Raw genomic sequence first — 24274 nt, 5'->3', positions numbered from 1 at the left:
GCGTCCGATCGCCAGTAGGGGGCGAACAGGCCGGAGAAGGCGGGCACGAAGTAGACGCCGCCGTTGTCGTCGACCTGCCGGGCCAGCGCCTCGCTCTGCGCGGCGCCGGAGATGATGCCGAGCTGGTCGCGCAGCCACTGCACCGCCGACCCCGTCACCGCGATCGACCCCTCCAGCGCGTAGACGGGCGCGTGGTCGCCGAACTTGTAGCAGACGGTGGTGAGCATCCCGGCCTTGGAGCGGACGAGTTCCTCGCCGGTGTTGAGCAGGAGGAAGTTGCCGGTGCCGTAGGTGTTCTTGGCCTCGCCGGGCGAGAAGCACACCTGCCCCACTGTCGCCGCCTGCTGGTCGCCGAGGATGCCGGTGAGCGGGACCTCGCCGCCGAGCGGGCCGCCCGCGCGGGTCGTGCCGTAGGCCTCGGGGGCCGAGGAGGGCTTGATCTCCGGGAGCATGGAGCGCGGGATGCCGAAGAACGACAGGAGCTGGTCGTCCCAGGAGAGGGTCTCCAGGTCCATCAGCATGGTGCGGCTGGCGTTGGTCGGGTCGGTGACGTGCACGCCGCCGTCCGTCCCGCCGGTGAGGTTCCACAACACCCAGGTGTCGATGTTGCCGAAGACGGCGTCGCCGTTCTCGGCGGCCTCGCGGACGCCGTCGACGTTCTCCAGGATCCACTGGATCTTGCCGCCGGAGAAGTAGGTCGCGGGCGGCAGCCCGGCGCGGTGCCGGATGATCCCTCCCCTGCCGTCGCGGTCGAGCGCGGACGCGATGCGGTCGGTGCGGGTGTCCTGCCAGACGATCGCGTTGTAGTAGGGGCGCCCGGTGCGCCGGTTCCACACCACGGTCGTCTCGCGCTGGTTGGTGATCCCGAACGCGGCCAGGTCGCCGTGGGAGAGGTTCGCCTTGTTCAGCGTGCTCTCGATCACCGAGCGGGTCCGCTCCCAGATCTCGGTCGGGTTGTGCTCCACCCACCCGGCCTGGGGCAGGATCTGCTCGTGTTCGAGCTGGTGGCGGGCGATCTCGTTGCCGCCGTGGTCGAAGATCATGAATCGGGTGCTGGTCGTGCCCTGGTCGAGCGCTCCGACGAAGTCGGCCATGGACTCTTCCTTTCCGCCCGTGGGAACGGGCACCTCAGGTGACGTCGTACTCCGGCTTCGGCTCGGTGGGCAGGCCGCCCTCCTCCTCCGGGAGGTTGCGCCCGACGAGCAGGAGGAACAGTCCGGCGCCGAGCACGCCGCCGATCAGCGGCGCGGCGATGGGCACCCAGAAGTACAGCCCGCCGTACTGGTCCCGCCAGGCGGTGTCGTAGCCGGTCAGGTACTGGGCGAGCCGGGGCCCGAAGTCGCGGGCCGGGTTGATCGCGTAGCCGGCGTCGGAGCCGAACGCCATCCCGATCGCCACCACCACGAGGCCGATGATCAGCGGTGCCAGGTTGGACAGCGGCGGCGCGTTGCGCGGGTCGGTGAGGGCGAGGACGAGGAACAGCAGGATGGCGGTGCCGATCACCTGGTCGCGGAACGCGCCCCAGGTGCCGACCGGAAGCGAGCCGTTGCCCGGCAGGGTGGAGAACACGAACTGCGTCTTGAGGGTGTGGCCGGGGTCGAACTTCGCCAGGATCTCGCTGTAGTCCCACCGGACGATCAGCGCGGCGACGAAGGCGCCGAGCGTCTGCGCGAAGCAGAACGGCAGGACCTTGCGCCAGGGAAACCCCTGGAACACCGCGAGCGCGACGGTGACGGCGGGGTTGAGGTGGCCACCGCTGATCCGGGCCGCGACGTACACGCCGAGCGTGACGCCGAAGCCCCAGGCCCAGGCGATGCTGTTGTGGTCGCCGAGGCTCTGCGGATCGCCGAGCCCGCTCGCTGCGACGACCTGGGCGACGACGCCCACGCCGAACAGGATCAGGATCAGCGTGCCGGCGAACTCCGCCGACATCTCCCTGACGATCTCGGGGAGTCTCGGCCCTCGCGTCATTTCTCCTCCTCGGGCGTGTGGGCGGGCCGCAGCGGGCCGTGATCGTGATCGTTCCCAAGGAGGACGGCCCTACACAGAGTGATCTAATGACCGCGGAACGCGTCCTCCAGCCACCACGAGGGGCACCGGCGGGTGGTCTTGGCGTCCACCACCATCGGCCGGTCGCGCGGCCCCGCCAGCCAGTCGGCCACCGCCGCGAGGTCGGCGCGGGTGCGGACCGTCGCCGCCGCGCAGCCGAACCCGCGCCCGATCGCGGCCAGGTCGGCCGGCGGGAACGTGACGGTGCCGAGCGGATGCCCGCCCGGACCGAAGTGGTGCACCTCGGCCCCGTAGGCCTCGTCGTCGTAGACGAGCACGAGCAGCCCGAGCCCGAGCCGGACGGCGGTCTCCAGCTCCGCGACCGACATCAGCGCGCCGCCGTCGCCGAGCGCGGCGACGGTGAGCCGGTCCGGGCGGGCCGCGGCGGCGCCGATGGCGGTGGCCAGACCGAGCCCGACCGACTGGAAGGCCTGCGTGAACACGAGGCCGTCGTCGTCGGGGACGTCCAGGAACATCGCCGGGTAGCCCATGAAGTTGCCCGAGTCGACGGCGACCGTGCGCTCGCGGGGCAGCATCCCGTCCAGGGCGATCGTCAGCGTGCGCGGGTCGATCCGGGGGCCGCCCTCGCCGTCGTCGGGATGCTCGTCGTAGGGGACGTCCTGCCAGCGGCCCTCGCGGGCGAGCCGCTCCGCGACCTCGGGCGTGCGGTACCCGGCGGCCCGGTGCCCGCGCGCGTCGAGCTCGGCGGAGACGGCCCGGGCGGTCTCCGCGGCGTCGCCGATCAGGCCGAGGTCGACCGGGCGGTGCGCGCCGAGCGCGTGCGCCTCCACGTCGACCTGCACGACCACGGCGTCCCGGCCGATGAGGGCGCCGTGCCGCGTCGTCCACCCGGTGAGCGAGCAGCCCCAGGCGACGACCAGGTCGGCGCCGCGGATCAGCTCGGCCGCGGCGGGCGTGGCGAACCCGCCGCTGACGTCCAGGGCGAAGGGGTCGCCGGCGAACAGGCCGCGCGCCACCGCCGATGTGGCGGGCAGCGCCCCGCAGCGTTCGGCGAGGCCGGCGAGGGCGTCGCGGGCGCCTGACAGGCGCGCGCCGCGGCCCGCGACGAACACCGGCCGCTCCGCCGCCTGGAGCGCGTCGGCGAGGCCGCCGACCGCGGCGGGCGGCGGCACCGGCAGCGCCGGCACCCGGCCCGGCCGGCCCCGCGCGGGCGTCCGCGCCGCCGCCTCCGGCAGGTCGGCGGCCTGCACGTCCAGCGGCAGCCCGAGCAGCACGGTGCGGCGCTCGGCGACCGCCGTCCGGCAGGCGCGCGCCACGTCGGCCAGGGCGGTCTGCGGGGAGTGGACCCGCTCGGGGACGGCGCCCACCGCGGCGGCGATCGCCGCCTGGTCGACGCGGAAGTTGGAGCGGACCGCCGCGGCGGCCACCTCGCCCGCGACCACCACCAGCGGCGTGCGGCTCTTGGCGGCCTCCGCCATGCCGGTGACCGCGTTGGTGAGGCCGGGCCCCTGGTGGACGGTCGCGATCCCGAGGCCGCGGCCCACCCGCGCGTACGCGTCGGCCATCGTCACGGCGCCGGCCTCGTGGCGGGCGGCGACGAACCGGGCGCCGTTCGCCACGAGGGCGTTCGTCACGTGGAAGTTGCCGCTGCCGACGACCCCGAAGACGGTGCCGGCGCCGAACCGCGCGAGGGCCTGCCCGACGGCCTCGGCGACGTTCATCGCTCGATCAGCGCGAGCACGCGGGCGGGGCTGCCCGAGCCGCCGACGATCGGCAGCGGGGAGGCGAGCAGCACGGCGCCGCGGGCCGGCAGCCGGTCGAGGCCGCGCAGCTGGGTGAGCCCGTACTTGCCCGCGCCGAGGAAGTAGGAGTGGCATGGGAAAGGCGGGTCGAAGCCGTGGGCGGCGCCCGCGTCGGTGCCCACGGTCTCCACGCCGAGCCCGAGCAGGGGCGTCTCCTCGGCGAGCCACCGGGCGCACTCGGCCGAGATCCCCGGCGTGTGCGGGCCGCTCTCGTCGGCGTTGAGGAAGGCGTCCTGGTCGCCGGCGCGGGCGTCCCAGCCCGTCCGGTAGAGGAGCCAGCCGCCGTCCGGGAGCGGGCCGTGCTCGCCCTCCCAGTCGCGGACGTGGTCGATCTCCAGCAGGAAGTCGGGGTCGGCGGCGGCGCGCTCGGACGCGTCCAGCACCACGGCGGGGGCGACGAGCCGGGCGGGCGGGACCTGCGAGACGTCCTCCCCGTCGCGGCCGGTGGCCCAGTGCACCGGGGCGTCGAAATGGGTGCCGACGTGCTCGCCGGTCTCGATGTCGTTCCAGTACCAGGCGGGCCCGCGGTCGTCGTACCGGCTGATCTCCCGCAGCCGGAACGGGACGGTGTTGGCGAACGGCTCCGGCAGCCGCAGGATCGGGGTCCGCTCCGACAGCGGGGCGGTCAGGTCGACGATCTCGACGGAGCCGTCGGCGACGGCGGCGAGCAGCTGGGCGAGCACGGACATCGTTCCTCCGGCGGCGCGGGGGCTGGGTGGACGCGCGAATCCGTCGAACGTACCGCAGACGGCCGTGTTCGGAGGGTCACCGGACGCAGGCCGCGGGCCTTTGTGCCGCGACGCCATGTCCGCCGCCGGATTTCGTCGCACCGCACCATGGACGCGGCGGCGCGGGGCGCCCACCATCGGGGCGGAACCCCGGCCGAACCCGCCCCCCACGGAGGTCCGATGCGCCGCAGGCCCTGGACGCTCGCACTCGCCGCAGCCGCCGCCACCGCCGCCCTCGCCGCTCCCCCGGCGCACGCCGCTCCCCCGGCGCCCGCGCCGCCGCCCGCGCCGTCCGCCCGCGTCACCGAGGCGGCGCGCGGCTTCGACCCGCTGCTCCCCTCGTCCGACCCCGTCGGCCTGCACGAGGCCCACCGGCCGCTCAAGGTCACCTACACCTACGAAGGCCGCGAGCACACCCTCGACGACTACCTCGCCCGCACCGGGACGCAGGGATTCGTCGTCCTGGACCGCGACGACGTCGTCTTCGAGCGCTACGCCGCCGCCGACCGCGGCACCCTGTTCCAGTCGTGGTCGATGGCGAAGTCGTTCACCTCGGCGGCGGTCGGCATCGCGCTCGGCGAGGGCCTCATCGACTCGATCGACGACCCGGTCACCCGGTACGTCCCGGAGCTGAAGGGGTCGGGGTACGACGGCGTCTCGCTGCGGGACCTGCTGCGGATGTCGTCGGGCATCCAGTGGGCGGAGACCTACGACGTGCCGTTCGTCCACGTCGCCGCGAGCCTCGGACACCCGCTGACCGAGCTGGCCAAGCAGCGCAGGCGCGGATGGCAGCCCGGGACGAGGTTCGAGTACACGAGCATGAACTCGTTCGTCCTCTCCTGGGTGGTGGCCAAGGCGACCGGCGTCCCCTACCACTCCTACGTCCAGCGGAAGATCTGGGGCCCGGCCGGAATGGCCTCCAAGGCGTACCTGGGCAACGACTCCAACGGCAACAGCATGGGGTACTGCTGCTACTACGCCACCGACCGCGACTTCGCGAGGTTCGGCCTGCTGTACCTGAACGGCGGCAGGGCGAACGGGCGCCAGGTCGTCCCCGCCTCCTGGGTGGCGGAGTCGACGCGGCCGTCCGCCCCGTTCAACCAGGGGTACGGCCTGCAGTGGTGGCTCGGCGAGGACGGCGACTTCTCCGCCAACGGCCTCGGCGGCCAGCTCATCTGGGTCTCGCCCCGGTACGGCGTCGTCATCGTGAAGTCGACGCTGGGGACCGTCCTCGCCGGGGAGGAGACCGACGCCGCCTTCGAGGCGGTCGCCGCCGAGGTCGCGCGGACCCGCACGGCCCGCCCGGCCCTGGCGGGCTGACCGCCGTCCGGCCGGGGGAACATTCCGGACGCGCCAGAGGTTGGCGTTCCCTAAGGGTGATCCGGATCATCGAAGGGGACCGTATGGCGACGGAACCGGCACGCAGGGGACGCAGGCTCCACCGGGGGACGGTGCTGCGCACCGAGCGCCTCACACCGCACATGATCCGCGTGGTCCTCGGCGGCGACGGGCTCTCGGAGTTCGGCGCGGGCGAGTTCACCGACCACTACGTGAAGCTGCTGTTCCCCCGGCCGGGCGTCGCCTACCCCGAGCCCTTCGACATGGAGCGGGTCCGCGCCGAGATGCCGCGCGAGCAGTGGCCGAGCACCCGCACCTACACCGTCCGCGCGTGGGACGCCGGGGCGCGCGAGCTGACGATCGACTTCGTCCACCACGGCGACAAGGGCCTCGCCGGTCCGTGGGCGGCGAGCGCCCGGCCGGGCGAGGAGATCTGCTTCACCGGGCCGGGCGGCGCCTACGCGCCCCGCGCGGACGCCGGCTGGCACCTGCTCGCCGGCGACGAGAGCGCCCTGCCCGCGATCGCCGCCTCGCTGGAGCGCGTCCCGGAGGGCGCCCCCGTCCGCGCGTTCGTCGAGGTCGCCGGGCCCGAGGAGGAGCAGGACCTGCGCACGCCCGGCGACGCGGAGGTCGTCTGGCTGCACCGGGGCGGCGGCCGGGTCGGCGACCTGCTGGTCGAGGCCGTCCAGAAGCTCGACTTCCCGGACGGCGAGGTGCACGCCTTCGTCCACGGCGAGGCCAACCTCGTCAAGGCCCTCCGCCGCCACCTGCGCGTCGAGCGGGGCATCCCCCTCGACCGGCTGTCGATCTCCGGCTACTGGCGGCGCGGCCGCGACGAGGACGGCTGGCAGTCCGGCAAGCGCGACTGGAACCGGCAGGTGGAGCAGGAGGAGGCCGAGGCGCTCGGCTGACCGCCGCCCGGGCTCAGGCGGTGACCTGGGCCTGGTCGTCCAGATCGGGATCGGTGTCGGTGTCGGTGTCGGCGTCGGTGGCGAACCCGGGCAGCCAGCGTTCGGCCTCGGCGCGGAAGGCGCCCTCGGCCTCCAGCTGGCAGAGGACGCCGCCGCAGCCGGACAGGGCGCGGCTGACGGCGAGGTACTGCGGCGGGAGGCGGAGCGCGCGGGCGAGCGCGCCGGGCCGCAGGTCGGAGGCGAGGCCGAGCCCGCGGGCGGTCTGCTCGCGCAGCCACTCGCGCGAGTAGCGGAAGCGCTCCACGGCGAACGGGGCCGCGTGCGGGGCGACGAGGGCGGCGACCTCCTCGGGGTCGACCTCGGCGTCCCCGACGAGGAAGCCCTCCTCGAACAGCGCGTCCACGATGTCGTCGGGGTCCCCGAGGGTGCCGATGCGCGTGAGGCGCCCGATCGACCACTGGAGCTCGGCCGGGACGCGGGCGGCGCCGCCGAAGTCCATGACGCCGAGGCGGCCGTCGTCCAGCAGCCGGAAGTTGCCCGGGTGCGGGTCGATGTGGATCATCTCGCAGCGGACCGGGCCGGACAGCAGGAACCGGAACAGCAGCAGCCCGGCGCGGTCGCGGCTCTCCTGGTCGCCCTCGGCGATCACCTTGGCGAGCGGAGTGCCGCCCAGCCACTCGGTGACCAGCACGTGGCCCGACTGGGCGACGACGGCGGGGACGACGAAGTCGGGGGCGTCGGCGTAGGCCTCGTGGAAGGCGGTCTGGGCGCGGGCCTCGTCGACGTAGTCGAGCTCCTTCTCCAGGCGGCGCTTGAGGTCGGCGACGATCGGCTTGACCTCCACACCGGGGAACAGCGGCGTGACCAGGCGGCTGAGCCGGGAGATCTGGTTGAAGTCGCTCATCAGGGCCTGGGCGGCGCCGGGGTACTGGACCTTGACCGCGACGGTGCGGCCGTCGTGCCAGACGGCCTTGTGGACCTGGCCGATGGACGCCGCGGCGGCCGGGCGGTCGTCGAACTCGGCGAACATCTCCCGCCAGTCCGGCCCGAGGCCCTCGGCGAGGACGCGGTGCGTCGTGGCGGCGGGCATGGGCGGCGCCGCCTCCTGCAGGCGGGTCAGGCTGGCGCGGAACGGGCCGGCGACCTCCTCGGGCAGCCCGGCCTCGAAGATCGACAGCAGCTGCCCGACCTTCATGGCGCCGCCCTTCAGCTCGCCGAGCACGGCGAACAGCTGCTCGGCGGTGCGGCGCTGGACCTCCAGCGCCACGGCCTCGGCGGGGCGGCCGATGGTCCGCTTGCCGAACCCGAGGGCGGTGCGCCCGGCGAACCCGAGCGGGAGGGTCGCCAGCTTCGCGGTCCGCGTCACCGCGCGGCGGGGGATGTCGCTCACGGCCCCTCTTTCGACGATGCGTCCAATGACTTCAGCCTCTCATGGGGAGCAAGGCCGCGAAACGGCCACACCCCGACTACTCTTCAGCGTCCCGCCGCGCCCGGTGATTCCCCGCCGCCCGGGCAGGGGCGCAGCAGCAGCTCCACGACCTCCAGGGCCTGCTCGATCTCCGGCCGGTTCCCGCCCAGGTAGTGCGCGTACATGAAGGAGTCGGCGACCCTGACGATCGCCTGGGCGAGCGTGCGGGTCGGCAGCCGGGTGCGCAGCGCGCCGCGGTCGATCTCCGCCTGCAGCTCCGCGGTCAGCAGCTCGGTGGCGCGGTCCTCGATGGTGCCGGGCATGGTGGCCAGCCTGACGAACAGGCGGGGCTCGCGCTCGGTGAACGCCTTCAGCGGCCCGGCGTCCACCACCGCGCGCATGAACCGGTCGAGCAGGGTGAGGATCCGCTCGGCGCCGGCGCCGCCGACGCCGCGCGCGGCGACCCGGTAGGTGCGCTCGGTCATCTCCCCGAGCAGGGCGCCGAGGAGCTGCTCCCGGCTGCCGACCCACCGGTAGAGGGTGGCGCGCCCGACGCCCAGCTCGGCGGCGAGCGCCGACATGTCGATCGGCTCGCCCCGCAGGTAGTGGGCGGACGCGGCGGCCAGCGCGGCGGCGCGGCCGCCCTGGTGCGAGGGCGAGCGGGTCGCGCCGGACGCCTGGCGGAAGGCGTCGCCGGCGGGAACGGGGCCGCTCATCAGCCCAGCATGGCACAGCCGCCGCACTGCCCATCCCATGACTTGTCGCGTTCGCGCGACTACAGGCGGTTATCGGGGGTAGCTAGCAGGTGTGAACCACAAACACGGGGGCGCCGGACGCAAGGGCCGGCTGCTGATCATCGGTGGAGCGGAGAACCGGGTCTGCGGCTCTGGCCCGCTGGAGACGTTCGTCGAGCTGGCGGGCGACGAGGATGCGCGGATCGTCGTCATCACCACGGCGACGGAGGTGCCCGAGGAGGTCGCCGACGAGTACACCGCCGTGTTCGGGCGGCTCGGCGTCTCCTCGGTGCGCGAACTGCGGCTGCTCGGCCGCGCGGCGGCCGACGACGCGGCCACGCTGCGGGCGCTGGAGACCGCGACCGGGGTGCTGTTCAGCGGCGGCGACCAGTCTCGGATCCGCACCCTGGTCGGCTCGAAGACCAACGAGCTGCTCAAGCGCCGGCTCGGCCAGGAGGGCCTGGTGATCGCCGGCACGAGCGCCGGCGCCACCGCCATGGGCCCCTGGATGATCCTCGGCGGCCGCGGCCACGAGGTCGCCGCGTCCAGCGTGAAGGTCGGCCCGGGGCTCGGCCTGCTCGACAACGTGCTGATCGACATGCACTTCAACGAGCGGGGGCGGCTGCCGCGGCTGATGAGCGGGATAGCGCTGGACACCCGGCTGCTCGGCGTGGGGATCGACGAGGACACGGCGATCGTGGTGGGCGACGGGCGGTTCGAGGTCGTCGGGACGGGCGTGGTCACGGTCGTGGACGCGGGGCAGGCGACGGTCGCCTACGCCGCCTCCGACGACGAGCCGATGGCCATGCTCGACGTGTCGCTGCACCTGCTGCCGGCCGGATGCGCGTTCCAGATGAACGACCGGCTCCCGGCGATCGGCGACATGCGCGGCCCGGAGGAGGGGTAGCGGTGCGGCTCGACCATGTGCGCCGCCTCGGCGGCCCGAACGTCTACCTGTCCCGGCCGGTCGCGATCGCGCGGCTGGACCTGCAGGGCCTGACCGGCCACGAGACCACCGACCACCCCGGCTTCGCCGGGCGGCTCGTCGACGCGCTGCCCGGCCTGGCCGGCCACCACTGCTCGGCGGGCCGCCCTGGCGGGCTGCTGGAGGCGATGGCGCGCGGCACCTACTTCGGCCACGTCACCGAGCACGTCACGCTGGAGCTGTCCGGGCTGATCGGCCGCGAGGTGTTCTTCGGCCGCACCGTGCGCGCGGGCGGCCCCGCCGAGTACGACGTGATCCTGGAGTGCCCGCGCGACGAGCCGTCCGCGAGCCCGGTGGTGGAGCGCCTGATCACGCTGGCGGTGCGGATCGTCAACGGGGCGCTCGCCGGGCGCGTCCCCGACGCCTCCGCCGACCTGGCCGCCGTCGCCGCCGTCCACGAGCAGGAGCGGCTCGGGGTGAGCACGGCGGCGCTGGCGCGCGCGGCGCGCGAGCGGGGCGTGCCGGTGCGCCGGGTCGGGGGGCTCAACCTGCTGAAGCTGGGGTACGGGCGGTACCGCCGGACGGTGTGGGCGGCGATGACCGACGCCACCTCGGCGATCGGGATGGAGGTCGCGGGCGACAAGCGGCTCGCGCACCGCCTGCTCGCCGACGCCGGCCTGCCCGTGCCGGAGGGCCGGGTCGCGGCGTCCCCGGGCGAGGCGCTGGAGGCGCTGCGCGCCGTCGGCGGCCCGGTGGTCGTCAAGCCGCTGGCGGGGCACCAGGGCGAGGGCGTCCACATCGAGCTGACCACGCCGCCGGAGGTGGTGGCCGCGTTCGCCTCGGCGGCCGGGGACGGCGGCGAGGTCCTCGTCGAGAGCTACATCCCGGGCAAGGACTACCGGGTGCTGGTCGTCGGCGGCCGGGTCGCGGCGGCGGCCGAGCTGACCGCCGCGTGCGTGACCGGCGACGGGTCGGCCCCGGTGGCGGCGCTGGTGGAGCGGGTCAACGCCGACCCGGCGCGCGGCGAGGGCCACGACCGGCCGCTCACCCGGCTCGTCCTCGGCCCCACCGAGCTGGCGCTGCTGGCGCGGCAGGGGCACGGCCCGGAGTCGGTGCCCGCCGCCGGGGAGCGGGTCTGGCTGCGCCGCAACGCGAACCTGTCCACCGGCGGCACCAGCCGGGACGTCACCGCGGACGTCCACCCGGAGGTCGCCGCGATGTGCGTGCGGGCCGCCGGGGCCGTCGGCATGGACGTGTGCGGCATCGACCTGCGGCTGCCCGACATCGCCTCCCCGCCGCCCGCCGAGCACGGCGCCGCCGGGATCCTGGAGGTCAACGCCGCGCCGGGCCTGCGGATGCACCTGGCGCCGCACGAGGGCGCGGGACGGGACGTCGCGGCCGACATCATCGGCCTGCTGTACCCGGAGGGGACGCCGTCGCGGGTGCCGATCGTGTCGGTGACCGGCACCAACGGCAAGACCACGACCGTCCGGATGATCGCCCACATGCTGGAGCTGGACGGGCGGCGGACCGGCATGACCAGCACCGAGGGCGTCCACGTGGGCGGGCGCCTCGTCCACCGGTCCGACGCGTCCGGGCCGCGCTCGGCGGAGATGGTGCTCGGCGACCGGTCGGTGGAGGCGGCCGTGCTGGAGACCGCGCGGGGCGGCATCGTGCGGCGCGGCCTCGGCTACGACCGCGCCGACGTCGCGGTCGTCACCAACATCACCCGCGACCATCTCGGCGTGGACGACACCGAGTGCCTGGAGGACCTGGTCGACATCAAGTCGCTGGTCGCCGAGGAGATCCGGCGCGGCGGCCACGTGGTCCTCAACGCCGAGGACGAGGCGTCGGCGGGGCTCGCCGAGCGGCCGGGGGTCCGCGAGCGCGACCCGGTGCTGCGCCTGTTCGCGCTGTCCCCCGACGCCCCCGTCCTCGCGGAGCACCTGCGCGGCGGCGGGGTCGGCTACTGCGTGCGGGACGGGTGGCTGACCGAGGCGCGCGGCGACCGCCGGACCCCGATCCTGCCGGCCGCGGAGGTGGCGGGCTCGTTCGGCGGGCACGCCCGGCACGTGATCGCCAACGCGCTCGCCGCGTCGGCCGCCGCCCGCGCCCTCGGCGTCCCGGTGGAGGTCCTGGCGCGGGCGCTGCGCTCGTTCGACCCGCACACCCGCAACCCGGGCCGGGGCTGCGTGTACCAGGTCGGCGCCAACCCGGTCCTGGTCGACTACGCGCACAACCCGGCGGCGGTCGCGGCGGTGGGCGCGTTCGTCGAGCGGCGCTGGGGCGGGCCGGGGGTCGCGGCGGTGACGCTGCCGGGCGACCGCTCCGACGAGCTGGTGGGCGAGACCGCCCGGGCGCTGGCGGGCTCCTTCGACCGCGTCGTCGTCTACGAGGACGAGGACCTGCGGGGGCGCCGCTCGGGCGAGATGACCCGGCTGATCGTCAAGGGGCTGCGGGAGGCCCGCCCGGACGTGCGCCACCACCCGGCGGGCGACCTGAAGGGAGCGCTGACCTCGGCGCTGGACATGGCGGAGCCGGGCGAGCCCGTCCTGCTGCTGTACGAGAAGCTCCAGCCCGTGGTCGAACTGCTCGAGACGCTGGGCGCCGAGCCCGCCGGCTAGCCCGCGGGCCCGTCCATCGGACCGTCCGCCGGCGGCGGGCGCAGCAGCAGGGCGGTGACCGTCAGCAGCGCCAGCACCACGATGCCGTCCAGCCAGTAGTGGTTGGCGGTGCCGACGACGATGGCGACCGTCGCGACCGGGTGCAGGAGCCAGAGCCATCGCCACCGCGTCCGGGACGTGACGATGAGGCCGAGCGCGATGACGGCCGCCCAGCCGATGTGCAGGGACGGCATCGCCGCGTACTGGTTGGCGATCGTGTCGCTCTGCGGCGCCCCGTACACCGACGGCCCGTACCGGGCGGCGGTGTCGATGAGCCCGGTCGCGGGCAGCATGCGCGGCGGCGCCAGCGGCACGAGCAGGTGCAGGACGAGCGCCGCGGCGGTGAGCGCCACGAGGACCCGGCGCACCCACCGGTAGTGGGCGGGCCGCCGCAGGTAGACCCAGAGCAGGAACAGCACGGCCGCCGGGAAGTGCACGCCGGCGTAGTAGGCGTTGGCCGCGTGCACGAGGGTCTGGCTGTGCAGCAGGCCGTGCTGGACGGCGACCTCGTCGGGCAGGCCGAGGACGCGTTCGAGGCGCAGGACGCGGTGGGCGTTGTCGAACGCCTCGCTCACCCGCCCGTCCGCCAGCAGCCGCCCGAGCTTGTAGGCGGCGAACAGCACGATGATCAGCAGCAGCTCGCGGACGGGCCGCGGCCGGCCGCCGGGCCGTCCCCCGGCCGAGCCGGCGGGTCCGGGCCTGCGCAGTCGCGATAAGGCGCCGGCCGGCCGGGGCGGCTGGTCGAGGAGGCTCACTGCGCTGTCCTTCACGGGTCTTCCGCGCCGGCGGGGGCCGGGCGGGGGGGCGGGCTCGCGGACGCCGTCCGGCCGGGCGGCGTCGTCGAGCGGATGCCGAAGCCTCTCACCTTCCGCGTCCGCATGGGGAAGTCCCACCGTAGACCGAACTTGCCTGGTTGGCAAAAATTCAGAGGCTGCCAATTTAGGTGACGTGCCTCTCACCGGGCGCCCCGCCCCCGCGCGGCTAGTCGAGGGGAAGGCCGGTGTAGTTCTCCGCCAGCGAGGTCATGGCCGCCTCCGAGGAGACAACGTAGTCCAGGTGGGAGCGCTGGAGCCGGCGCTCGAAGGCGGTCGCGGCCGGGTCGGCGTGCAGCAGCGTGGTCATCCAGTACGAGAAGTGCTCGGCCCGCCACACCCGCCGCAGGCACGCGTCGGAGTAGCCGTCCAGCAGCGTGTGCGATCCCGAGGCGTACCGGTCGGCGAACGCCCGCGCCAGGACGGTCACGTCCGACACCGCGAGGTTGAGGCCCTTCGCCCCCGTCGGCGGGACGATGTGGCCCGCGTCCCCGGCGAGGAACAGCCGGTCGTGCCGCAGCGGCTCGGCCACGAAGCTGCGCATCGGCGTGATCGACTTGTCGGTGACCGGGCCCTCGCGCAGCCTCCAGCCGTCGTCCGTCGCGAACCGCGCCGCCAGCTCGTCCCAGATCCGGGCGTCGGGCCACGCGGCGATGTCCTCGTCCGGCGGCACCTGGAGGTAGAGGCGGCTGACGTGCGGCGAGCGCAGGCTGTGCAGCGCGAACCCGCGGTCGTGGTTGGCGTAGATCAGCTCGTCGGTGGAGGGCGGGACGTCGGCGAGGATCCCGAGCCAGGCGAAGGGGTAGTCGCGCTCGAACGTCCGCAGCCCCGGGACCGCCGGCCGGCTGACGCCGTGGAACCCGTCGCAGCCGGCGATGTAGTCGCAGTCGAGCGTGCTGGTCCGCCCGCCGCTGCGGAAGACCACGCTCGGCGCCGAGGCGTCCAGGGCGACGACCTCCGCCTCGAAACGCACGTCGCCGCCGTCGGCCAGCCGGCGGGCGACCAGGTCCTTGACGATCTCGGTCTGCGCGTAGACGGTCACGGTCCGGCCGGTGAGCCCGGTCAGCGGGATCCGGTGCCCCGCGCCGCCGAACCGCAGCTCCAGCCCGTGGTGGACGAGGCCCTCGCGGTCGAGCCGCTCCCCCACGCCGCTCTCGCGCAGCACGTCGGTCGTGCCCTGCTCCAGCATCCCGGCCCGCTGCCGATGCTCCACGTAGTCGCGGTCGCGCCTCTCCAGGACGACCGAGTCGATCCCCTGGAGGTGGAGCAGGTGCGACAGCAGCAGTCCCGCGGGGCCTCCGCCGATGATCGCGACCTGGGTACGCATCGATCCTCCTCGTGTGGGTCCGCCCGCATGTTCGCGGACGTCACCGCAGGTTCAAGCGCCGGAATTCCGCTCAACGGAAAAGCTTTCGGAGTGTCCGCTCCAGTGCGCCGCCACGTCCCGGGACAGGGCGCGGACCGCGGTCGTCAGCGGCGGCAGCAGCCGCCGCAGGTCGGCGCTGCGGGTGCTCGACACCAGCGACATCGCCGCGACCACCTCGCCCGCGCCGTCCCGCACGGGGGCGCCGACCGACGACGCGCCGAGCGTCATCTCGTCGCGGGTCACCGCGTAGCCGGAGCGGCGGACCTGCTCGACGCAGCGCCGCAGCTCGGCCGGGTCGGTGATGGAGCGCGCCGCGTACCGGGGCAGCTCGCCGGCCAGGACCTCCTCCCGCACCGCCGGCGGCGCGAACGCCAGCAGCACCTTCCCGACGCCGGTGGTGTGCAGCGGCAGCGTCGCGCCGACCTGGGTCACGACCGGCACCGACCGCGTCCCGCGCAGCCGCTCCACGATCAGCACCCGCGCGTCGCGGAGCACGCCGAGCTGGACGTTGTCGTGGGTGGCCTCGTACAGGTCCTCCATGTGCGGGAGGGCCAGCTCCCGCAGGCCGGTGACCGCCGGGGCCTGGCTGCCGATGCGCCACAGCCGGGTGCCGATGCGGTACGTGCCGTCGGGGACCCGCTCCAGGAACCCCCCGCCGGCCAGCTCCCCGACGAGCCGGTGGCCGGTCGCCAGCGGCAGGCCGGCGCGGCGGCAGATCTCGCTCAGGGTGAGCCGGACGCCGCCCTGCGCGAAGGCGTTGAGGATGGCCATCACCTTGCCCGCCACGCTGACCGGCCGCGCCCGTTCGGCTCCGCCCTCTTTCCCGGTGTCCTCTGCCACGTGGCCCCTCCGCCCAGGCTCACGCCCGTCACCGGTCTTCGCTGAGCACCCGCTGGGCTACGGCGAACGCCGAGTTCGCGGCGGGCACTCCACAATAGATCGCCGTCTGCAGGAGCACCTCCCCGATCTCGTCGGGGGTCAGGCCGTTGCGGAGCGCGGCGCGCACGTGCATGGCCAGCTCGTCCAGGTGGCCGCCCGCGACCATGGCGGTCAGCGTGATGCAGCTGCGGGTCCTGCGGTCGAGGCCGGGGCGGCTCCACACCTCGCCCCACGCGTAGCGGGTGATCAGGTCCTGGAAGTCGGCGGTGAAGTCGTCCTTGCGGGCCTCGGCGCGGTCGACGTGGGCGTCGCCGAGCACCTCGCGCCGCGCCCTCATGCCCCGCTCGTGCCGCTCCTCGTCGGACAGGCGCTCGCTCATCGGCGGGATCCCTTCCATGTGCGGTCCAGGTGCGCGGTGATCGCCTCGGTGACCTCGGCCGGGCGCTCGACGGTCGCCAGGTGCCCGGCGCCCTCGACCACGGTCAGGACGGCGCCGGGGATGCCGGCGGCGAGCCGGTCGGCGTGGCCGCGCGGCGGCGTCGGGCCGTCCTGCGCGCCGGCGAGCACCAGGGTCGGCGCGCGGATCTCTCCGAGGCGCGCGGTCGCGTCGAACGCGGCCAGGGCGTCGCAGCAGCCCGCGTAGCCCTCGGCATCGGTCGCGCGCAGCATCGCCGCGTAGGGCTCCGCGCCGGTGAAGGACGGCGTGAACCAGCGTCCCGGCGCCGTGTCGGCGACCGGGCCGACGCCCTCGCGGCGCACGAGCGCGGCGCGCTCGTGCCAGGCGGCCGGGTCGCCGAAGCGCGGGGAGGTGCAGCACAGGACCAGGCTCGCTACGCGGTCCGGTTCGCGCAGCGCGAGGGCCGTCCCGACCGCGCCGCCGAGCGAGACCCCGGCGTACGCGGCCCGGTCGACGCCGAGGCCGTCCAGCAGCGCGACGACCCCGTCGGCGAGGTCCTCGACGGTGAACGGGCCGCCGGGCGGGGGCGCGCCGCCATGGCCGGGGAGGTCGTAGCGCAGCACGCGCCAGGCGCGGGTCAGCGCGGGCATCTGCGGCAGCCACAGGTCGATGGTGGTGCCGAGGGCCGGGCCGAGGACGACGACGGGCGCGCCGTCCGGCCCGTCGAGGCGGTGCCGGGGTGCGGCGGTCATGTGCGGCTCCTGCGGTACGCGTCGAGGGCCCGGCCGACGAGGGCGGCCGCGGCGCCGGTCCCGGGGTCGTCGCCGAGGACGTCCAGGAGGTCGTCGAGGTCGGCGCGCATCCGCTCGGTGGACACCTCCAGGCCCTCCAGCAGCTCGGCGGCCGTCTCGGCGGCGCCGCCCGTCAGCCGCAGGCACTCGCGCAGCGGCTGCCACTCGGCGTGCCACTCCCCCGCGGGCCGCTCGTGCGGCGCGGCCTGCGCGGCGAGGACCACCTGGACCTGCGCCGGGACCTGCAGGGCGGCGGACCTGACCAGCGCCGACAGCGCCGGGTTGCGCTTGTGCGGCATCGACGACGAGCCGCCCCTTCCCGCGCCCGCCGCCTCGGCGGCCTCGCCGACCTCGCTCTGCGCCAGCAGCCAGACGTCGGTGGCGATCTTGCCGAGGGCGCCGGCGGCCACCGCCAGCGCCGCCGCGAGCCCGGCGACCGGCGTCCGGCGGGTGTGCCACGGCAGGACGGGGCAGGCCAGCCCCGTCTCCCGCGCGTAGGCGGCGACGAGGTCGAGCGCCCGGTCGCCGAAGGCGTCCAGGGTCCCCGCCGGGCCGCCGAGCTGGACGGGCAGCGGCACCGCGGCGAGGCCCTCCCGGGCCTCCAGGCAGCCCATCAGCCAGCCCGCCGCCTTGGCGCCGAACGTCGTCGGCAGCGCCTGCCGGCCGAGCGTGCGGGCGGGCATGGGGGTGTCGCGGTACCGCGCCGCGAGCCCGGCCAGCGCGTCCAGTGCCCGGTCGAGGTGGGCGAGGACGACGCGCCTGGCGCGGGCCGCGACGAGCATGGCGCCGGTGTCGGCGATGTCCTGGCTGGTGGCGCCCTTGTGCACGTGCTCGCCCGCGGGGCCGGCGAGCGCGCGCAGGTCGGCGACCAGCGGCACGACGGGGTTGCCGGAGCCGCGCGCCCGGCGGGCGATGCCGGGCAGGTCGAACCGGTCCGGGTCCGCGGCGGCGGCGGTGATCGCCTCCGCGGCGGGGCCGGGGACGAGGCCGAGCCGGGCCTGCGCGCGGGCGAGCGCCGCCTCCGCGTCGAGCATGGCCGTCAGGTAGGCGAGGTCGCTGGTGGCGGCCTCGGCCTCCGTCCCCGCCCGGACGGGCGACAGCAGCCCCGCGTCCGGCGCCGGGCGGCGCCCCTCCGGGGAGCCGTGCGCGCCGGGCGGCGGCACGTGCTCGTCAGAAGGCAAGGAAGACCGTCTCCCGCTCGCCCTGGAGGCGGACGTCGAACCGGTACTCCCGCTCGCCCTCGCGTTCGGCGACCAGCGTGGCGCGCCGCTCCTCCGGGACGGCGCCGAGCAGCGGGTCGCCGGCACGGGCGGCCTCGTCCTCGGGGAAGTACAGCCGGGTGAAGACCGGTTTGAGCAGGCCGCGGGCGAAGACCAGCACGGCGATGTAGGGCGCGCCGCCGCCCACCGCGCCGGGCTTGACGGTGCTGAACCAGTAGCCCCCGGCGGCGTCGGTGCCGCACCGGCCGAAGCCGGAGAAGCCGTGGCCCTCGCGCACGATGCCGCCGGGGCGCCGGGCGATCTCGCCGTTCTCGTCGGCCTGCCAGATCTCCAGCAGCGCGTCCGGCACCGGCTGCCCCGCGCCGTCCAGGACGCGCCCGCGCACCCGGATCGCGTCGGGACGCCACGGCGGGACCACCTGCGGGCCCGCCTCGTACGGCAGCGCGTACCCGAAGAAGGGGCCGACCGTCTGCGACGGCGTCATGGCCGAGGGCGGGAGGGAGGGCGTGCTCATCAGGCCTCCGTCGGGGTGTCGCCGAGGACGATGTCCCACTGGTAGCCGAGGGCCCACTCCGGTGTGGTGGTGTCCAGGTCGAACCGCGAGACCAGCTTCCGCCGGTCCCGCTCGTCGGGGATCGACTGGAAGATCGGGTCGTGGGCGAACAGCGGGTCGCCGGGGAAGTACATCTGGGTGACGAGCCGCTGGGTGAACGCCGTGCCGAACACCGAGAAGTGGATGTGGGCGGGCCGCCACGCGTTGTGGTGGTTGCCCCACGGGTAGGCGCCCGGCTTGATCGTGACGAACCGGTAGCGGCCGTCGTCGTCGGTGAGGCAGCGCCCGGCGCCGGTGAAGTTGGGGTCGAGCGGCGCCGGGTGGAGATCGCCGAGGTGGTTGTACCGCCCGGCCGCGTTGGCCTGCCACACCTCCACGAGGGCGCCGCGCACCGGGCGGCCCGCGCCGTCGAGGACGCGGCCGGCCACGACGATCCGCTCGCCGAGCGGCTCGCCCGCGTGCTGGACGGTGAGGTCGTGGTCCCGCCGCCCGAGTTCCTGGTGGCCGAAGACCGGGGAGGCCAGCTCGACGCTGTCCGGGCCGAGCTTCGGCATGACCAGGTCCTGCGAGGGGGCGCGGAGCACGGTGCTCTTGTACCCCGGGTACAGGTACGGCGGGTGCGTCATGCCCTCATCCCTTCTGCTCGGCCTTCCCCATTCCCACTCCGCGGGGGGACGTCGCAGCATCCCCGCGGTCTCCACCCTCGCAGCAGGCTCGGCGCGCACCATATCGCGGCTTCCGCCCAGTGGAAGGCGAGGGCAGGGCTCAGAGGGCCTCGGGCAGACCGAACAGCGGGAACAGGCTCGTGTCGAAGAACACCGAGACGTGCGCGACGCCGTCACCGGTAATGGACAGCACCTGCAGCTGGTAGGCGCTGTGCACGCCGTCGGCGTCGCGCTTGTAGAGGCCGAAGGCGGGCTGCCCGTTCGCGGCGGCGGGGACCATCCGGATGTCGCCGGGGCCGGGGCTGCACTGCGCCCTGATGAGCCGGACGGCGTTCTCGGCGCCGACGAACCACTCGGGGAAGGGCGGCATCTCCCAGACGACGTCCTTCTTGAACAGCTCGATCAGGCCGCCGATGTCGGCGTCCTCGAACGCCTTCGCATAGCGCTCCAGGAGGTCGCGCTGCCCGGGGTCGGTCGGCTCGACCAGCTCGTCGCGCAGGGGCGCGTTCTCCTCCAGCTGCGCCCGCGCCCGCTGGAGCGCGCTGTTGACCGCGGCGGTGGAGGTCTCGAGCAGCTCGGCGACCTCGGCGGCCCGCCACTTCAGGACGTCGCGCAGGATCAGCACGACCCGCTGCTTGGCGGGCAGGTGCTGCAGCGCCGCGACGAACGCCAGCCGGGTGCTCTCGCGCGCGGTGACGATCGTCGCCGGGTCGGCGGCGTCCCCGCCGAGCAGGGCGTCGGGGGCGGGCTCCAGCCACGGCACCTCGTCCGAGGCCACCACGGGCCGCTCGGGCTCCTCGCTCGGCGCCCCGAGCCCGGACGGCATGGGCCGGTGGCCGCGCTGGTCGATCGCGGTCAGGCACACGTTGGTGGCGATCCGGTACAGCCAGGTGCGCAGCGACGACCGGCCCTCGAAGCCGTCGTAGGAGCGCCACGCCCGCAGGTAGGTCTCCTGCACGAGGTCCTCGGCGTCGTGGATCGAGCCGAGCATCCGGTAGCAGTGCGCCAGCAGCTCCCGCCGGTAGGGGTCGGCGAGGGCCAGGAAGTCGCGGTCCGTCTCGATGGTGTTCGGCATGGTGGTCGTCACCTCTGCTGGGCGGCATCGCCGTGGCGGCGAGGGCGGCGGGCGCCACCGCCTCCGACCGTAGGCGGGCCCACCGACAGAACACGTGCGTCTCCTCGGATCCTACGCGCGAAGCCCGTGACCATGGCCGGAACCGTGGTCGGAAGACCGCCGCCGCCAGGGTTCGATCACCGTGATGCCCGCGCCGGACATCCCGGCGAGGGCGGCCGGAGCGTCGTCCAGCGCCAGGACGCGGCCCACCAGCAGGTCGGGGCGCAGCGTCCCGGCACGGACCAGCTCCATCATCGGGCCGTAGGCGTGGGCGGCCATCCCGTGGCTGCCGACGATCTCCAGCTCCCAGCCGATCACCCGCTCCATCGGCAGGTCGGCGCGGCCCGCGCCGGGCGGCAGCAGCCCGACCTGGACGTGCCGGCCGCGCCGGCGCAGCGACCCGACCGAGGCGCGCGCCGTGGCGGGGCTGCCGAGCACGTCCAGCGACACGTGGGCGCCGCCGTGGGCGGCCTCGCGCACGGCCTCGCCCACGTCGTCATGGGCGGAGGCGTCGACGACGGCGGCCGCGCCGCACCGGCGCGCCAGCTCCAGCGCCTGCGGCGACACGTCGACGGCCACGACCCGCGCCCCGGCCGCCGCGGCGACCATGACGGCCGACAGCCCGACGCCGCCGCAGCCGTGCACCGCGAGCCACTCGCCCGCGCGCACCCGGCCCTGCGCGAGGACGGCGCGGAACGCCGTGGCGAACCGGCAGCCGAGCGCGGCCGCGGTGGTGCAGGCCATCTCGTCGGGGAGCCGGACCAGGTTCACCTCGGCGGCGTCGATCGCGACGTACTGCGCGAACGACCCCCAGTGGGTGAAGCCGGGCTGGGTCTGGGCCTCGCAGACCTGCTGGTCGCCCGCCGCGCAGGACGCGCAGCGTCCGCAGGCGCACACGAACGGGACGGTCACGCGGTCGCCGGGCCGGAAGCCGGCGACGCCCGCGCCGGCCTCCTCGACCGTGCCCGCCAGCTCGTGCCCGGGGACGTGGGGGAAGGAGCGGATGTCGGGGTCGTGGCCCTGCCAGCCGTGCCAGTCGCTCCGGCAGACGCCCGTGGCCTCGACCCGGATCACCGCGCCACCGGGCGGCACCCGCGGGTCGGGCAGCTCGCGGATCTCCAGGGGGCCGCAGAAGGCGTCGTAGGCGACCGCCTGCACTAGGGCGCCCGCACTAGAACTCGAAGCCGCCGGGGCGGCCGTTCCGGTCGGCGATCAGTCCGGCCAGGGTCGCGACGGCGATCTCGGCGGGGGTCCTGGAGCCGATGTTCAGGCCGATCGGGCGGTGCACGCGGGCGATGTCGGCCGCCGGGACGCCGAGTTCGGTGAGGGCCGGGATGTGCGGGGCGGGATGCCGCGGGTTGCCCATGACGCCGACCCACCGGACGGGCTGGGTCAGCACGTCGCGCAGGACGGGCCCGAGCTCGGGCCGGTGGTGGTCGGTGACGACGACGTCGGCGGTGGCGTCCAGGGGCGGCAGGTCGGCGGTGCCGTCGCGGTCCTTGTCGGGGTCGACGAGGAACGTGCGGTAGCCGAGGTCGGCGGCGTAGCGCAGGAGGTGGTCGGCGACGGGCCCGGCGAACACCGCGACCAGGGTCCGCTCCCCCGTGTCGGGCTGGGCGTCGCCGTGCGCGACGGCGCAGGAGGAGTCGTGCTCGTGCGGTGCGGCCATACCCGAAGTCTGCCCCGCGCGGCGCCGGATGGTCCAGGGGCCACGCCCTCGCCCGCCGGCTCGCCGCGGTCCGCCGGAGATCCGCCGCGAACCGCCGCCGCGCAAACGTGGAACTCGCGCGTAGGAACGGGTATGCCTTCTGTCTAGACTGCTGTCACCCGGCGGCCACAGGAGGGACCGTGATCGCGAGACCGGAGGGCGGGCCCCGCGTCGTGGTGGGGGTGGACGACTCCGCGGGCGCGCGCTGCGCCCTCTCCTGGGCGATCGGCGAGGCGCGGCTGCGCCGGCTGCCGCTGCTGGTCGCGCACGCCGCGCCGCTGCCCCCGCACGTGTCGGCCGCGGGCCAGCTCGGCTGCGGCATCACCGAGGCGCTGCGCGCCTCCGGCGCCGAGCTCGTCGCCCGGCTCCTGGCGGAGGTGTGCGGCGGCCCGCCCGAGGGCGTGGACATGACCGCCCTGGCCCTCGTCGGGGAGCCCGGCGCGACCCTCGTGCGGCTGGCGGGCGACGACGACATCCTGGTCGTCGGGCGCGGGGACCGGGGCCCGTTCTCCCGGCTGCTGCGGCCGTCCGTCCGACTGCACTGCGCCCGCAGGGCCCGCGCGACCCTGGTGTGCGTCCGCCCGCCCGCGTTCGACACGCTGCTGGAGAGCCTGGCGGTGCGGGACGAGTCGCCCGAGAGCGTCCCCGACTCCCGCTTCCGGCGCCTCGGCCGCCGCCTGCGCCTCCCCCTCTGACCGCCCCCGCCGACCGCGCCTCCACCGCTGACCGGGACGGCGCGCATAGGCTCTCCCCATGCGCAAGTACGTGATCATCGGTGCTGCCGGCAGCGGCAAGGGGACGCAGTCGGGGCTGCTCGCGCGCGATCTGGACATCGTCCACATCAGCGTCGGCGACATCTTCCGCTGGCACGTCAAGAACCACACCAAGCTCGGCGCGCAGGTGCGGCGCATCATGGCGGCCGGCGAGCTGGTCGGCGACGACCTCGCGGAGAGCGTCGTGCGGGAGCGGCTGGCCCAGCACGACTGGAACTACGGGTTCGTCATCGACGGGTTCCCGCGCAGCCGGCGGCAGACGGAGTTCTTCCTGGAGAGCTACGACATCGACGGCGTGATCCACCTGGACCTGCCGGACGACGAGGTACGGCGCAGGGTGCTGGCCCGGCGGCTGTGCGCCGAGTGCGGGATGGACTACAACCTGATCGCGGACCGTCCGACGCAGGAGGGGCGCTGCGACGTGTGCGGGGGCAAGCTCGTGCCCCGGGAGGACGACACGGAGGAGGCGCTCACCGAGCGGCTGCGCGACTTCCACGAGAGGACCGACCCGATCCTGGAGCTGTTCGGCCGCAAGGAGTACGTGGTCACCGTCGACGCGCGGCCGGGCATCGAGGAGGTCCAGCGGACGCTCCGCGAGAGGCTCGGCCTGCCGATGCCATGACCCCTCCTCCCGAGCCGGCCCCCCCCGTGGTGGAGCTGGCGGACGAGCGGGCGGCGCGCCGGGGCCTGCGGCTCTTCCTGAAGCGCGACGATCTCGTCCACCCGGAGCTGCCGGGCAACAAGTGGCGCAAGCTCCGGCACAACATCGGGCCCGCGCGCGAGCACGGGACCCTCCTGACCTTCGGCGGCGCCTACTCCAACCACATCCGCGCCGTGGCGGCGGCGGGCGGGATCCACGGGTTCGCGACCATCGGCGTGATCCGCGGGGAGGAGCACCTGCCGCTGAACGCCTCGCTCGCGCACGCCGAGCGCATGGGCATGCGCCTCACCTACATGGACCGCACCACCTACCGGCGCAAGCACGAGCCCGATGTCGTCGAGGCCCTGCGCGAGCGGTGGGGCGACTTCTACCTCCTGCCCGAGGGCGGGAGCAACCCGCTCGCCCTCCGGGGCTGCGCCGAGCTGGGCGCGGAGGTCCCGGGGTTCGACGTGGTGTGCTGCCCGTGCGGGACGGGAGGCACGCTCGCCGGGCTCGCCGCCGGCCTGGCCCCGCGCCAGCGCGCCGTCGGGTTCGCGGTGCTCAAGGGCGGCTTCATGACCGCGGAGGTGGAGCGCCTCCAGCACGAGGCCTACGGCGGGCGGCGGGGGGACTGGAGCGTCGAGGACGGCTTCCACTTCGGCGGCTACGCGCGGACGACCCCGGAGCTGGACGCCTTCGCCGACGACTTCGCCCGCCGGCACGGGGTCGTCCTCGACCGGATCTACACGGCCAAGATGATGTTCGGCGTCCTCGCGCTGGCCGAGCGCGGCGCGTTCCCGGAGGGCGCCCGGATCCTGGCGGTCATCACCGGCTAGG

The 24274-nt window shown here is 75.2% G+C and carries 24 protein-coding genes; 7 read left to right on the top strand and 17 right to left on the bottom strand.

The window, feature by feature from the left end; translation table 11 throughout:
* From glpK to AB0C21_RS40780, 4 genes are all read right to left on the bottom strand, one after another.
* Window positions 1–1094, bottom strand: a 1094-nt coding sequence (glpK, locus tag AB0C21_RS40795) for a glycerol kinase GlpK (protein ID WP_500211636.1), incomplete at its 3' end; no start/stop codon positions are given.
* Window positions 1095–1128: 34 nt separating this feature from the next.
* Window positions 1129–1971, bottom strand: a complete 843-nt coding sequence (locus AB0C21_RS40790; RefSeq protein ID WP_500211635.1) for an MIP/aquaporin family protein — start codon at window positions 1969–1971, stop codon at window positions 1129–1131.
* Between the two features lie 83 nt (window positions 1972–2054).
* Window positions 2055–3731, bottom strand: a complete 1677-nt coding sequence (locus AB0C21_RS40785; protein WP_500211633.1) for a thiamine pyrophosphate-binding protein — start codon at window positions 3729–3731, stop codon at window positions 2055–2057.
* Complete coding sequence (locus AB0C21_RS40780) at window positions 3728–4501, bottom strand: cyclase family protein (protein ID WP_353822116.1); 774 nt, start codon at window positions 4499–4501, stop codon at window positions 3728–3730. Before AB0C21_RS40780 ends, AB0C21_RS40785 begins: the two co-directional genes overlap by 4 nt.
* Before the next feature lie 219 nt (window positions 4502–4720).
* Here AB0C21_RS40780 and AB0C21_RS40775 point away from each other — a divergent pair, with 219 nt between their 5' ends.
* Together AB0C21_RS40775 and AB0C21_RS40770 are read left to right on the top strand one after the other, a co-directional pair.
* The gene (locus AB0C21_RS40775) at window positions 4721–5860 is read left to right on the top strand and encodes a serine hydrolase domain-containing protein (RefSeq protein WP_500211632.1); all 1140 of its coding nucleotides are present in this window, start codon (window positions 4721–4723) and stop codon (window positions 5858–5860) included.
* An 83-nt stretch (window positions 5861–5943) separates the two neighbouring features.
* A complete protein-coding gene (locus AB0C21_RS40770; protein ID WP_500211631.1) occupies window positions 5944–6789 on the top strand; it encodes a siderophore-interacting protein in 846 nt (281 codons plus the stop codon).
* Window positions 6790–6802: 13 nt separating this feature from the next.
* On the opposite strand, the gene AB0C21_RS40765 is transcribed toward AB0C21_RS40770, so the two are convergent.
* Window positions 6803–8179 carry an ABC1 kinase family protein gene (locus AB0C21_RS40765; RefSeq protein ID WP_500211630.1) on the bottom strand — a complete coding sequence of 459 codons (1377 nt, stop codon included), beginning with the start codon at window positions 8177–8179 and terminating at the stop codon, window positions 6803–6805.
* 83 nt (window positions 8180–8262) lie between these two features.
* Entirely contained in the window at window positions 8263–8913 is a 651-nt protein-coding gene (locus AB0C21_RS40760) for a TetR/AcrR family transcriptional regulator (RefSeq protein WP_500211629.1), read from the bottom strand.
* A gap of 91 nt (window positions 8914–9004) precedes the next feature.
* Here AB0C21_RS40760 and AB0C21_RS40755 point away from each other — a divergent pair, with 91 nt between their 5' ends.
* Together AB0C21_RS40755 and cphA are read left to right on the top strand one after the other, a co-directional pair.
* Window positions 9005–9838 (top strand): cyanophycinase, encoded by an 834-nt coding sequence (locus tag AB0C21_RS40755; RefSeq protein WP_149258611.1) that lies wholly within the window; start codon window positions 9005–9007, stop codon window positions 9836–9838.
* A gap of 2 nt (window positions 9839–9840) precedes the next feature.
* Window positions 9841–12480 carry a cyanophycin synthetase gene (cphA, locus tag AB0C21_RS40750; RefSeq protein ID WP_500211627.1) on the top strand — a complete coding sequence of 880 codons (2640 nt, stop codon included), beginning with the start codon at window positions 9841–9843 and terminating at the stop codon, window positions 12478–12480.
* Here cphA and AB0C21_RS40745 read toward each other — a convergent pair.
* The 11 genes from AB0C21_RS40745 to AB0C21_RS40695 all read right to left on the bottom strand — a co-directional run bounded on the left by AB0C21_RS40745 (window position 12477) and on the right by AB0C21_RS40695 (window position 21985).
* Entirely contained in the window at window positions 12477–13289 is an 813-nt protein-coding gene (locus tag AB0C21_RS40745) for a phosphatase PAP2 family protein (protein WP_500211626.1), read from the bottom strand. The genes cphA and AB0C21_RS40745 overlap by 4 nt on opposite strands.
* 211 nt (window positions 13290–13500) lie before the next feature.
* Window positions 13501–14658 (bottom strand): 4-hydroxybenzoate 3-monooxygenase, encoded by a 1158-nt coding sequence (locus AB0C21_RS40740; protein WP_500211625.1) that lies wholly within the window; start codon window positions 14656–14658, stop codon window positions 13501–13503.
* Window positions 14659–14709: 51 nt separating this feature from the next.
* Window positions 14710–15537: an IclR family transcriptional regulator gene (locus AB0C21_RS40735; RefSeq protein ID WP_500211624.1), complete on the bottom strand. Its 828-nt coding sequence runs from the start codon at window positions 15535–15537 to the stop codon at window positions 14710–14712.
* 28 nt (window positions 15538–15565) lie between these two features.
* Window positions 15566–15955 carry a 4-carboxymuconolactone decarboxylase gene (gene pcaC, locus AB0C21_RS40730; RefSeq protein WP_500211623.1) on the bottom strand — a complete coding sequence of 130 codons (390 nt, stop codon included), beginning with the start codon at window positions 15953–15955 and terminating at the stop codon, window positions 15566–15568.
* The gene (gene pcaD / locus AB0C21_RS40725) at window positions 15952–16725 is read right to left on the bottom strand and encodes a 3-oxoadipate enol-lactonase (protein WP_500211621.1); all 774 of its coding nucleotides are present in this window, start codon (window positions 16723–16725) and stop codon (window positions 15952–15954) included. The genes pcaC and pcaD overlap by 4 nt, the downstream gene beginning before the upstream one ends.
* Window positions 16722–17945, bottom strand: coding sequence for a 3-carboxy-cis,cis-muconate cycloisomerase (pcaB, locus tag AB0C21_RS40720; protein ID WP_500211619.1), 1224 nt, complete (start codon window positions 17943–17945; stop codon window positions 16722–16724). Before pcaB ends, pcaD begins: the two co-directional genes overlap by 4 nt.
* On the bottom strand, window positions 17935–18498 hold the full coding sequence (pcaG, locus tag AB0C21_RS40715) for a protocatechuate 3,4-dioxygenase subunit alpha (RefSeq protein WP_500211617.1): 564 nt from the start codon (window positions 18496–18498) through the stop codon (window positions 17935–17937). The genes pcaB and pcaG overlap by 11 nt, the downstream gene beginning before the upstream one ends.
* The gene (pcaH, locus tag AB0C21_RS40710; RefSeq protein WP_500211616.1) at window positions 18498–19223 is read right to left on the bottom strand and encodes a protocatechuate 3,4-dioxygenase subunit beta; all 726 of its coding nucleotides are present in this window, start codon (window positions 19221–19223) and stop codon (window positions 18498–18500) included. Before pcaH ends, pcaG begins: the two co-directional genes overlap by 1 nt.
* Before the next feature lie 79 nt (window positions 19224–19302).
* Complete coding sequence (locus AB0C21_RS40705; RefSeq protein WP_500211614.1) at window positions 19303–20289, bottom strand: sigma-70 family RNA polymerase sigma factor; 987 nt, start codon at window positions 20287–20289, stop codon at window positions 19303–19305.
* 99 nt (window positions 20290–20388) lie between these two features.
* The gene (locus tag AB0C21_RS40700; protein ID WP_500211613.1) at window positions 20389–21474 is read right to left on the bottom strand and encodes an alcohol dehydrogenase catalytic domain-containing protein; all 1086 of its coding nucleotides are present in this window, start codon (window positions 21472–21474) and stop codon (window positions 20389–20391) included.
* Window positions 21475–21487: 13 nt separating this feature from the next.
* Window positions 21488–21985 carry an XdhC family protein gene (locus AB0C21_RS40695; RefSeq protein ID WP_500211611.1) on the bottom strand — a complete coding sequence of 166 codons (498 nt, stop codon included), beginning with the start codon at window positions 21983–21985 and terminating at the stop codon, window positions 21488–21490.
* A gap of 179 nt (window positions 21986–22164) precedes the next feature.
* Here AB0C21_RS40695 and AB0C21_RS40690 point away from each other — a divergent pair, with 179 nt between their 5' ends.
* Genes AB0C21_RS40690 through AB0C21_RS40680 form a run of 3 tightly spaced genes read left to right on the top strand, consistent with a single transcriptional unit; the run spans window position 22165 to window position 24273 of the window.
* Complete coding sequence (locus AB0C21_RS40690) at window positions 22165–22719, top strand: universal stress protein (RefSeq protein ID WP_160160876.1); 555 nt, start codon at window positions 22165–22167, stop codon at window positions 22717–22719.
* Window positions 22720–22777: 58 nt separating this feature from the next.
* Window positions 22778–23419, top strand: coding sequence for an adenylate kinase family protein (locus AB0C21_RS40685; RefSeq protein ID WP_149258620.1), 642 nt, complete (start codon window positions 22778–22780; stop codon window positions 23417–23419).
* The gene (locus tag AB0C21_RS40680; RefSeq protein ID WP_500211610.1) at window positions 23416–24273 is read left to right on the top strand and encodes a 1-aminocyclopropane-1-carboxylate deaminase/D-cysteine desulfhydrase; all 858 of its coding nucleotides are present in this window, start codon (window positions 23416–23418) and stop codon (window positions 24271–24273) included. Before AB0C21_RS40685 ends, AB0C21_RS40680 begins: the two co-directional genes overlap by 4 nt.
* Window position 24274: the final 1 nt, after the last annotated feature.

Origin of the sequence: Spirillospora sp. NPDC049024 (assembly GCF_040649235.1) — a bacterium.
Taxonomy (GTDB): Bacteria; Actinomycetota; Actinomycetes; order Streptosporangiales; family Streptosporangiaceae; genus Spirillospora.
Note: the sequence above shows the minus strand (reverse complement) of the source record. Positions and strands in the feature narration are given on the sequence as shown.